A 10,305-nucleotide genomic window follows, 5' to 3' on the forward strand; every position below is an offset into this window, starting at 1 on the left:
GGGGAGGGCTGGGGTGGGGTAAACCATCTCAGGAGTAACTTAAATAATTGGTGTAGACACGGTAGGGTAGGGGTAGGGGATAGTTAAATTAATAAAAAAGTGTAACACCGAAGAAATTGACTGGTTAAATTACGAGATTGCATCGATCGGCACAGAAGTTTGGGACGATCGGGTGTAATAATTTAAGGTTGATTTCAGGATTTGACCAGAAATTGCTAGAATAGGCTGGCATCAATAATTATGCAAGTGAATGTAACCAAAGTCAGTCTTTTAGATCGATTGGGTTGCTTCCATAGTAGTTTGAGCGCGGGATGTGGGCACTATCTACCTATCGCCAGATGTCGATCTTTGCAGATAGTCGATCTGCTTGGTTGTTACATACCCATAATTCAGTCTCGAAGATCCCGATTACCATGAGAGGGAGATCGAAAAATTTGACTCCGTCCGAAGGCATTTTCTATGAGTTCTGCACAATTCCCCACCGATCGGCCTCCATCGCATCCAGAGGCTTCTACCAGACCTGCGAAACCGATCAAGCGACCGAAAAAACCAGATCCGGCAGATTATCCACCTTTGCCCCCGATGCTACAACTGACGGGGAATACACCGATTCCGCCAGCAAGCGAGCCGCTCCAGTATCGAGCGATCGGCTTGATTTTAGGTAAGTATATTCCTTCCAGTGAGGAATTCAATCAAGGGATGGTTTTGGCCGATGATGGTACGGAGATTGACGCTGTCATTCTCGGTCGGATCATGAGTCTGATCAAAAATCATCTGGATTTAGAAAAATCGCATCTGTGGGTAGTCTATCCACGTATTCGCAAAGAGGATAACAAGCTGCACGCCCAAATTATGGGGATGTGGGATCCGCAATTGGTGGTCAAGCCGCTCGATTCGGCGACGATCGATCCAGAGGAGTCTAGCGCACCAGTAGAGGTACCGCCGATGCCCACGATCGAAACTTTAGGGATTCCCGATAGTTATTTCTCGATTCGGGGCGAAGTCATTTATCAGTCGCGAGAAACCAAAGAGATTTTTGTCAAAATTCGCCAAGCACCTAAGAAAAAAACCGAAGAAGAGCGATATTTTAAAATTCGACTAATTGGCGATCTCCCTCAAAAGCTCGTTGGTAACTTCTGGGATTTTGATGTAGTCAGAGTCGAGAACAATTTAGAGATCCGCAGCGGTCAGTTTGTGGCTACTCTGCGGGCAAAAACGCCGCGTAAAGGAGGTGGTAAGCCGCCGAGCGAGGGTGGCAGCCCAAAACCATTTAAAAAGCCCTGGGAGGGGGATGATGCTAAAGCAGTCACCCCTCGCAGCGAGGTCGAAAAACCCAAACCCGCACCGATTAAGCGGTCGCTGCCGCAAAAGCTAGAGTTGCCCGATCGATCTTAAACTGTACGCGATCGACAAACGGCCAAACAATTGTAGTTGCAGTAATCGATAACCGATCGCTTGCATAAATTAAGAAGGGACAATTCATGAATTGCCCCTTCTTTGACGATCTGGGATCGAGGTAAATTCCTCGGTAGTGTGAGCTTATCGCAACTTCTGCCTGCTGCCTTCGTTATTCGTCTCGTTGGCGCAACCGCTCGGTGGCAACATCGTTCAGCCGCAGGCGTACCGACTCCCCATGCGAGAATAGTCCTTCAGCTTGGGTGAGAGCCTGAATCGCATTCCCAACCTTGCTCAGAGCTGCTGGCGAATATTGGATCAAGCTAGAGTGCTTCATAAATGTCTCGACACCCAAGGCAGAGGCATAACGAGCGGCACCAGATGTCGGCAAGGTATGATTGGGGCCAGCCAGGTAGTCGCCGACAGCTTCTGGAGTCGAATCGCCCAAGAAGATCGCCCCCGCATGACGAATCCGATCGATTAATGCCCATGGATCGTCAGTTTTGATTTCTAAATGTTCGGGTGCGAACCGATTAGAGAGTTCGGCGGCTTGTTCCAGAGTCTCGACGATCGCGATCAGTCCGTAGTGGGCGATCGATTTTTCGGTGAGCGTGCGGCGGGGATGATTTACCAGTTGTTGCTCGACTGCTGCTTGAACGGCTGTCGCCAAAGTCATGTCGGTGGTAATTAAGATTGCCGCCGCCATCGGATCGTGTTCGGCTTGGGCTAACAAATCGACCGCAACGTGCTGGGGATTGGCATTGCGGTCGGCGATAATCAAGACTTCCGATGGCCCTGCGAGGGAATCGATCCCCACGGTGCCATAGACTAACTTTTTGGCGAGGGTGACATAGATATTACCGGGGCCTGTAATGACGTCTACTTTGGCGATCGTATCGGTACCGTATGCCAGAGCTGCGATCGATTGAGCACCACCCACCCGATAGATTTCTTCGATGCCAGCGACTTGAGCGGCAACCAGGACGGCAGGATTGAGATTTTTATCGGCTCCTGGGGGCGTCACCATGGCGATCTGGGGCACGCCTGCGACTTTGGCGGGAATGGCATTCATCAGCACCGTACTGGGGTAGCAAGCGCGGCCTCCAGGTACATAAATGCCCGCCCGATCGACGGGATTGTAGCGTTTGCCGAGGACGACATCATCCTCGCCAAAGGTGACCCAAGATTTGGGCATCCGCTGGCGGTGAAAAGCATCGATATTTTGGGCGGCAAGTTCGATCGCTTTTAGTAACTCCTTAGACACCTGTTGATAGGCAGCATCTAATTCGGCACCACTGACCCGCAACCGATCGACTGTCAAAGATTGACCGTCAAATTCAGCCGTATAGTGTAGCAAAGCCTTGTCGCCCTGCCGTCTGACTGTTTGGACAATCTCGTTGACGGTGGCTTCTTTATGGACGATCGCATCGTCGTGTGTGCGGGCACTGATGCGCTGCAACTCTTGTTGCGCTTCAGTCTGCTGAGTGATGATTCGCAGCATAATTGAAAAATGCCAATTAGTCAGGAGGTGGAACGATCGGGGGTCTGTGGGGACAGTCTATCCTTGGCGACCTTATATGTTATAGCTTAGCGCGATTTTTAGCGGTCGGGGCAACACAGATCGCGCTTGACGATTAGTTTCGACAATTGCTTATAGTGGATGATTTTGTTGGCTAGATATTGTCATGGTAATAACACAATTGCTAAATCGTCTGTTATTCACTCAACCAAGATTGACTGGTGTGACGGACGTATAAAATAGAAACGCGTTCCTTATCGACCACAGATAACACTCGATATTGTCTCTTCTTCCCCACAAATAGCTGGCGGATGTCCAGTTCGATCTCAGCAGCCTCTGGGGCTTGGCTAGCACGGTTGGGAAACCGTGACAAAGATCGAACTGCGGTCATCAGTTCTTCGTACCATTGTTCGGCACGTTCTGAACTATGGTTATTTGCGATCCAGCGGTAAGCCGATTCAATGTTGTCTAGTGCCTGTGGCAGAATTTCGACGCTGTAATTCATGCTTGCGGCTGTTGAAGCTTGTTTCTGAGTGCTTCTAACGCGGGGATCGCCTCAACAGCCCGACCATCTGCTAATTCATTGAGTCCTTGTCGAATTCCCGCAGTAGTTTCTAAATACTCAATTCGCTCGAGTAACTGTTGGTATCCTTCTGCACTTTGAACGACCAATTCAGATACGCCATTAACTGTGAGTACTAATGGTGACTTAGTTGCTTTGAGTCGATCGATAAATTCAGCCGTGTTTCGCTTGAAATTAGAAAGTGAGTTGATATCTCGACTAAGGTCTAACATCATATAAGCATTATATATAATGCTTATATGATGCTCCATTTGGATAAAAAATGTCAAGTCTTACATTAAAGCGTTCGATCTTGCCTGTGGTGTCACCTCAGAGCTATTTTTTCTTACCAAACTTACGTTGTAAATCTGCCAGTGTTGCTGGCTGGTTTGATTCTGGCTGTACTGGTTGAGTTTTCGGTACTATCTTCGACGGTTTAGCCGATGATGGTTGGGGTTTAGGACTGCGCTCGGCTGGCTGTTGGGATTGCCGATCTGTTTGGGTTGCACCAGTTTTCATCGTCAAACTCACGCGTTTGAGTTGAGCGTTGACTTCTAGTACTTTTACTTTGACGACTTGACCGACTTTGACGATTTGGTTGGGATCGCTGACAAAATTATCTGATAACTGGGAGATATGTACCAAGCCATCTTGATGCACCCCGATGTCTACAAAGGCTCCAAAGTTAGCTACGTTGGTCACGGTGCCCTCCAATTCCATGCCGACGACTAAATCGGTAATTTCCTGAATGCCTTCCTTAAAGGTGGCATATTTGAACTCCGCGCGGGGGTCGCGTCCGGGTTTTTCGAGTTCGCCGATGATATCGCGGAGGGTGGGTTCGCCGATAGTGTCAGTGATGTATTTTTTAATATCCGTCTGTTTGAGTTGGGAGCCGAGTTTGGTGGGTTCGGTGAGGGGGATGTTGACATCTTTAGCGATCGCGGCCAAAATCGGATAACTTTCGGGATGGACTGCGGTATTATCTAGCGGATTTTCGCCATCGCGGATGCGGAGGAAGCCTGCGGCTTGCTCGAAGGCTTTAGGGCCGAGTTTGGCTACTTTGAGTAGTTGTTTGCGGTTTTTAAAAGCTCCGTTTTCGTTGCGATAGGCAATGATATTATTTGCAATTGTCGGCGTTAAACCAGAGACAAAAGTGAGCAGTTCTTTAGATGCCGTATTGAGATCGACACCGACATAGTTCACGCAACTTTCGACGGTATCGTCGAGTTTTTTTCTGAGTAATTTTTGGTCTACATCGTGTTGATATTGACCGACACCGATCGATTTAGGATCGATTTTTACTAGCTCTGCCAGCGGATCTTGTAAGCGACGTCCGATACTAATTGCGCCGCGCACGGTAATATCCAGATCGGGAAATTCTGAGATGGCTACTTCGCTAGCAGAATAAATAGATGCTCCCGATTCATTCACCATTACTTTAATCGGTTTGGGTTCGATATCCGCGATCGTTTCGATGACAAATTGGTCGGTTTCGCGTCCGGCGGTACCATTCCCGATCGCGATTAATTGAATGTTGTACTTTTTAATAAATTGCTTGACTGTATTGGCAGCTTGTTGGCGTTGGTTGGCGGCTTGATGGGGGAAAACGGCTTCATACGCCAAGAATTGACCCGTTTCTGATAATACCGCAACCTTGCAGCCACTACGGAATCCAGGATCGATCGCCAATGTCGGTTTCATTCCCGCCGGAGCAGATAACAACAGCTCGCGGAGATTGGTTTCAAAGTTAGAAATCGAACCGATATCTGCCTGTAATTTAGATTCAGCTCTGACTTCATTTACTAAAGATGTTTTCATCAAGCGATTGAAAGCGTCTTTGAGCATAGCTTGATAAAAGTCTCGAATTGCAGGTACTTTAGTCTTAATTTCTTGAGATGCTAAATAATCTAAGATATCATCTTCACTAAATTCTAAGTCGAGACTCAGTACTTTTTCAGTTTCACCGCGAAATAGGGCAAGTAAATTGTGAGGCGCAATTCTACTTACAGGTGCCGTATACTTGCGATACATCTCAAATTTCGTCGAACCTTCAGCGACATCATCTTTAATCTTCGATGTAAATTGCCCTTCAGATTGAATATACTCGCGAACATAAGCGCGTAAATTGGCTTTATCAGCGATCGATTCAGCGATAATATCGGAAGCACCAGCTAACGCTTCAACGACTGTCTTGACACCTTTTTCCTCATCGATATATTTAGCTGCTTCTGGCTCTAATTCTAGAGGATTGGCACTGGGATTATTTAAAGAGCGAATTAATTCAGCTAGTGCTTCTAGTCCTTTCTCTCTGGCAATTGTCGCTCGCGTGCGTCGCTTGGGTTTGTATGGTAGATATAAATCTTCTAGTTCGGTTTTTAACAGACAGTTCTCGATTTTGGCGCGCAATTCTGGAGTTAATTTATCTTGAGACTCGATCGAGCTAATAATACTTTCTTTTCGCACAGCCAGTTCTGTCAAATAGGTAAATCTTTCTTCGAGTTCGCGCAACACGATTTCATTCATCTCATCCGTTCGCTCTTTCCGATACCTGGCAATAAACGGGATCGTGGCTCCTTCAGCAAATAAGTCTAGGACGTTTTGCACGATGCCAGGGTTTAAGTCGAGTTCGGAAGCAATTTGAGCGCGGATGTCTAACATGTGAAATTATTATTTCAGTTGGCTTGAAGTTGTTTGAAGAAAGTAAGTCTTTGCCGGGAAACTATGAATTACCGACGAGCATTAAAATTTAGATACCGTACAGTATACGATGGACAAAGTTAATTTAACAAGTTATGGCTTTCGGGCAGGCATAATTAATTATAAAATATTAGTAGAGCAGTGACCACCAGCTAGAGTTCAGGTATTAGCTATTTCAATAACTACTTACACCAATCCACTTACGAATAAAGCTCGATTTCAATAAGGAGAATCCACATGAAAGAGTTGTCTCGAATTACATTTAGTCCCGAAGTGATGGGCGGAAAGCCTTGCATTCGTGGCTTACGCGTGACTGTAGGCACGATTGTCGGACTGATGGCATCAGGACGCACGCCTGAAGAAATCCTCGTCGCCTATCCATATTTAGAGCTACTAGATATTTATGAAGCCCTATCTTACGCGGCTTGGCGAGTCGAAGAAATCGATCTACCTTTAACTTTGGTATGAAGATTTTAATCGATATGAATCTATCGCCAGAATGGGTAAAAGCATTTATGGAAGTAGAGATAGAATCGATTCATTGGTCGATAGTAGGTGACTCGGCTGCTAGCGATCGCACGATTATGGCTTATGCTCGAACCAATAATTATATCGTATTCACTAACGATCTAGATTTTGGAACATTGTTAGCAGTGTCCAAAGCCAATCTGCCCAGCGTGATTCAAGTTCGCACCCAAGATTTACTACCTGCGGCGATCGGAGATTTGGTGATTTCTTCACTCGATCGCTTTAGAGTTGAGCTTGAAAGTGGTGCTTTAATTACATTAGACACCTTGCGTTCTAGGGTAAAAATACTACCGTTTTCCTGATGTAAATCGACGCATATATTTTCGATATATCTTTACTAGTTTCGATCGCCATCACTCGATAAATAAGGATTGTAGCTCTTGGTATTCGATCGAGTAGCTTAGGTAAAGTTTATATTTAAGAACCGCTGCTTGGCATTTTCTAAAGCCTGCCGACATTCGGGGGTAATTGGCTCGCGACGGAGTGCAGCACCAAAGAGCGGGAAATGCGAACCGATATCTTCTTTAGTATAGAGTTCGACACCCTCAGCCAGTGCTAGCGATTGTCCGAGTTGAAAGGCGATACTTTTGTAAATTTCGACTTCAGACGCAGCCTGTTTGCCAAAGTCTATAGGTACAGAAAAATCGAGTTGCGATAGCATGGCACATTTTGCATTAAAGTCTCCCCGGAGGGCTTGCGTGACCCCTTCGCGGTGAGTCGTGCGAGAGTAGAATGAGAGGATAACGCGAGCGACGCGCTGGTTTTTGGCATCAAGATCTCGCACTACCGGACGGGTAACAGCAAGTTGATGTGGTTGGGGGTGAAAGCCATAGGTTGCCAAAATAGCATTATTGGTTTCGTCGGGGATGCCTTTGAGCGTCTTGGTAATTACCCCATTATCCAGAATGCCGAAGTTAATATTTGGCGGTTTGGCATCTTTAAAGTGTGCCTGAATTGTCCGTGCAAGCTGTTTGGCGAGGGTTTTGCTGGCTTCCAATTCTGGTAATGTATCTACAAAAACGAGGATATCCCGATCGATCGAAGAAGGAGATCCGAAGATATGAAATAGAGTCATTTTATCTGTGTAAGTTGGGTTTCGCTGTCGCTCTGCTTGGTGCGCTGTCTTGACGCACACAAACGGGAGGAAGCCTCCCGTTTGTGTGCGTCGCTTCCATGGTCGGGAAACCCGACCGGAGCGCATCCGCTACCCAACCTACGTATTGTCGGAATTAACCTAATTTACTCAAAATTTGAGCGACGACGGTCATCGTTTGTTCGTAGAGTAAATCGCGGCTCCAGCGTTGTAAGTACTCAGCGAGCAAATCTTCGGCATTGCGCTCGGCGAGGGAGGTTACTTCTTCAACTCGTGCGGTTTGGGTACCGCCGCGCATTTCCATTTGCATACAGCCAGCTACTTCCGAACAGAGGACGGTAATACAGTTGGCTTTGGGGTTGGTGGAGTTTAGTCTTACACCCATTAAATCGCCAGGAATTTCGCCGGGATCGGCGGTTGGCATTCCGGCTAGTTCGGTATGAATTTTGCGTCCGTCAGGAGCGACAAAATCGATCTCGCGCAAGTCGTAATCGCCGCCAGTATGCTTGTAGCTGACGGGTGTCCATTGGAGACGACTGGAAAACCATCCCAGAAACATAATGGCTTGAGCGGGATTGCCTAGTTCGTAGTTGACATCGACTCGATCGATTTCGGTGATATCTTTGCGACGAGCGGGGGGATCGAAGGCTTCGGCGGTGAGTTCTTGCCAGCCAGCAATCCGTCTCCAGTTGAGATCGATGACGGGAATACCGTTATCGAGAATTTCGTGAAGTTGCAATAGTTCGGCTTCGCTATCGACAAACTCAGCCGAGTCAAATACGACTGAATGTGCTTGATGTGCTAACTGTTGAAATAGTGGTTTGGTGGGTGTAGGAGTATCCTTCCACCACAAGAAGCGGGGTAAATCGGGAACGGAGAGATTGGCGATACTTTCGCCATTGCGCTCTAAGGCGTCTGGCGTGCCCCGCAAGGTAACGTATTCGCTACAGACGAGGGAATGTAGGTATTGCTTCTTCATCGGGCAATATACCGATACTTGGGCGGTGACGCTACTATCTTCGCCGACGATCGGACAAAGTGTGACGATCCGGCGGGGATTGGTATTGGCGATCGCATCGGTAACGACATAACCGCGATTGTCGATGTCTTTTTCGACGGCGAGGGCGTGTTTGTCGTTAGTGGCGGTAATGCGATCGTGATAATTTGCCTGAATTTTGCCCATCGTCTCGCGATCGAGCTTACCCGTGACGGGGAGTGTATAAGCTTTTTGTGCCGCTCTGATGGCTTTAACCTGAGCTGGGCCAAAAATTCCATCGATCGGGCCATCATAGAAACCTAACACTGCTAACATGTGCTGGGTCTGTTCTGGCTCGTACACCATCAGGGTAAAGGTGCTAGCCTGTTTGGCGACGATCGTATCTTGGGCTTGGCTTTCTGGTTGATAATCTTTCCAAATTTGATCTAATTCATGTTCGATATCGGTTACCGAAACATCCTTTGGCGCGCGGAGGGAGACGACTGGTGGGGATTGGGTACTCATGTAGGGGATAGGGAATAGTGAATAGTGGATAGTGGATAGTGAGGTGAATAGTGGATAGTGAATGTGAGTTGAAAAAGATCGGGTTATTTGAAGATCGAAACCCTGAAGTTTAGAGCTTATGAAATCACGATCCACTATTCACTGTTCACTATTCACTAATTTAAGATCGATGCCACTTGCGACCATCATCATTAATCAGATCTTCGGCTGCCAGAGGCCCCCAGGTGCCTGCTTCATAGAGGGAAATCGAGTTGGGATCGGTGTTGGCTTCCCAGTCGGAGAGGGCGGGGGTGACGATGCGCCATGCTTCTTCGACTTCATCGGATCGGGTGAAGAGGGTTTGATCGCCGAGCATACAGTCGATCAATAATCGATCGTAGGCGTCGGAAGATTTAACGCCGAAGGCTTCTTGGTAATTGAAGTCCATATTTTCGGTGCGGGTGCGTAAATCGGCTCCAGGCATTTTGGCTTCAAATTGGAGTGATATGCCTTCGTTGGGATAAATCTGGAATGTCAGGACGTTGGGATTGGCTTGACGCGAGGCTGATTGGAAAATTAGCCAGGGCACTTCTTTAAATTGCACGGCGATTTCGGAGACTTTTTTGGGTAGGCGTTTGCCCGTGCGGAGATAGAAGGGAACGTCTTTCCACCGCCAGTTATCGACCATAAATTTCATGGCGACGAAGCTGGAGGTAACGGAGCCAGGAGCGACGCCGGGTTCTTCGCGATAGCCGGGGATGGGATTGCCTTTCATCCAGCCTGATTGATATTGTCCCCGAATTGCCGATCGATTGAGGTTGTGAACATCGGCGAGGCGGGTGGCTTCGAGGACTTTGACTTTTTCGGTGCGAATGGAGTCGGCATCGAGGGAGTTGGGCGGTTCCATGGCGGTGAGACAAAATACCTGCATCAGGTGGTTTTGAATCATGTCTCGCAGTGCGCCAGCGGATTCGTAATAACCCGCACGATCTTCGACACCGACGGTTTCGGCGACGGTGATCTGGACATGG

At 47.7% G+C, this 10,305-nt stretch carries 10 protein-coding genes; 3 read left to right on the forward strand and 7 right to left on the reverse strand.

The features are described 5' to 3' along the window. Positions 1–459 precede the first annotated feature (459 nt). Entirely contained in the window at positions 460–1,395 is a 936-nt protein-coding gene (locus C7B77_RS14870) for a hypothetical protein (RefSeq protein ID WP_106306180.1), read from the forward strand. Between the two features lie 172 nt (positions 1,396–1,567). On the opposite strand, the gene hisD is transcribed toward C7B77_RS14870, so the two are convergent. From hisD to C7B77_RS14890, 4 genes are all read right to left on the reverse strand, one after another. Then, on the reverse strand, positions 1,568–2,896 hold the full coding sequence (hisD, locus tag C7B77_RS14875; protein ID WP_106306183.1) for a histidinol dehydrogenase: 1,329 nt from the start codon (positions 2,894–2,896) through the stop codon (positions 1,568–1,570). Between the two features lie 214 nt (positions 2,897–3,110). Further along, the gene (locus C7B77_RS14880; RefSeq protein WP_106306186.1) at positions 3,111–3,419 is read right to left on the reverse strand and encodes a type II toxin-antitoxin system RelE/ParE family toxin; all 309 of its coding nucleotides are present in this window, start codon (positions 3,417–3,419) and stop codon (positions 3,111–3,113) included. Further along, positions 3,416–3,709: a type II toxin-antitoxin system Phd/YefM family antitoxin gene (locus C7B77_RS14885; RefSeq protein WP_106306203.1), complete on the reverse strand. Its 294-nt coding sequence runs from the start codon at positions 3,707–3,709 to the stop codon at positions 3,416–3,418. The genes C7B77_RS14880 and C7B77_RS14885 overlap by 4 nt, the downstream gene beginning before the upstream one ends. A 103-nt stretch (positions 3,710–3,812) precedes the next feature. Then, positions 3,813–6,134, reverse strand: coding sequence for a Tex family protein (locus tag C7B77_RS14890; RefSeq protein WP_106306189.1), 2,322 nt, complete (start codon positions 6,132–6,134; stop codon positions 3,813–3,815). Positions 6,135–6,410: 276 nt separating this feature from the next. Between C7B77_RS14890 and C7B77_RS14895 the strand changes: the two genes are divergently transcribed. Both C7B77_RS14895 and C7B77_RS14900 read left to right on the forward strand, forming a co-directional pair. Beyond that, positions 6,411–6,641 carry a DUF433 domain-containing protein gene (locus C7B77_RS14895; protein ID WP_106306192.1) on the forward strand — a complete coding sequence of 77 codons (231 nt, stop codon included), beginning with the start codon at positions 6,411–6,413 and terminating at the stop codon, positions 6,639–6,641. Further along, entirely contained in the window at positions 6,638–7,003 is a 366-nt protein-coding gene (locus C7B77_RS14900) for a DUF5615 family PIN-like protein (RefSeq protein ID WP_106306195.1), read from the forward strand. The genes C7B77_RS14895 and C7B77_RS14900 overlap by 4 nt, the downstream gene beginning before the upstream one ends. Before the next feature lie 98 nt (positions 7,004–7,101). Here C7B77_RS14900 and C7B77_RS14905 read toward each other — a convergent pair whose 3' ends face one another. From C7B77_RS14905 to C7B77_RS14915, 3 genes are all read right to left on the reverse strand, one after another. Further along, positions 7,102–7,836: a hypothetical protein gene (locus C7B77_RS14905; RefSeq protein WP_181243872.1), complete on the reverse strand. Its 735-nt coding sequence runs from the start codon at positions 7,834–7,836 to the stop codon at positions 7,102–7,104. A gap of 94 nt (positions 7,837–7,930) precedes the next feature. Continuing rightward, positions 7,931–9,295, reverse strand: a complete 1,365-nt coding sequence (opcA, locus tag C7B77_RS14910; RefSeq protein WP_106306200.1) for a glucose-6-phosphate dehydrogenase assembly protein OpcA — start codon at positions 9,293–9,295, stop codon at positions 7,931–7,933. 160 nt (positions 9,296–9,455) lie between these two features. Beyond that, positions 9,456–10,305, reverse strand: an 850-nt coding sequence (locus tag C7B77_RS14915) for a glucose-6-phosphate dehydrogenase (NADP(+)) (RefSeq protein ID WP_146138335.1), incomplete at its 5' end; no start/stop codon positions are given.

Origin of the sequence: Chamaesiphon polymorphus CCALA 037, assembly GCF_003003845.1 — a bacterium.
Taxonomy (GTDB): Bacteria; Cyanobacteriota; Cyanobacteriia; order Cyanobacteriales; family Chamaesiphonaceae; genus Chamaesiphon; species Chamaesiphon polymorphus.

What these genes read in the sequence shown, in the direction of transcription:
- C7B77_RS14870 (WP_106306180.1), top strand. Translation starts at nt 460, where the DNA reads ATGAGTTCTGCACAATTCCCCACCGATCGGCCTCCATCGCATCCAGAG.
- hisD (WP_106306183.1), bottom strand. Translation starts at nt 2,896, where the DNA reads ATGCTGCGAATCATCACTCAGCAGACTGAAGCGCAACAAGAGTTGCAG.
- C7B77_RS14880 (WP_106306186.1), bottom strand. Translation starts at nt 3,419, where the DNA reads ATGAATTACAGCGTCGAAATTCTGCCACAGGCACTAGACAACATTGAA.
- C7B77_RS14885 (WP_106306203.1), bottom strand. Translation starts at nt 3,709, where the DNA reads ATGTTAGACCTTAGTCGAGATATCAACTCACTTTCTAATTTCAAGCGA.
- C7B77_RS14890 (WP_106306189.1), bottom strand. Translation starts at nt 6,134, where the DNA reads ATGTTAGACATCCGCGCTCAAATTGCTTCCGAACTCGACTTAAACCCT.
- C7B77_RS14895 (WP_106306192.1), top strand. Translation starts at nt 6,411, where the DNA reads ATGAAAGAGTTGTCTCGAATTACATTTAGTCCCGAAGTGATGGGCGGA.
- C7B77_RS14900 (WP_106306195.1), top strand. Translation starts at nt 6,638, where the DNA reads ATGAAGATTTTAATCGATATGAATCTATCGCCAGAATGGGTAAAAGCA.
- opcA (WP_106306200.1), bottom strand. Translation starts at nt 9,295, where the DNA reads ATGAGTACCCAATCCCCACCAGTCGTCTCCCTCCGCGCGCCAAAGGAT.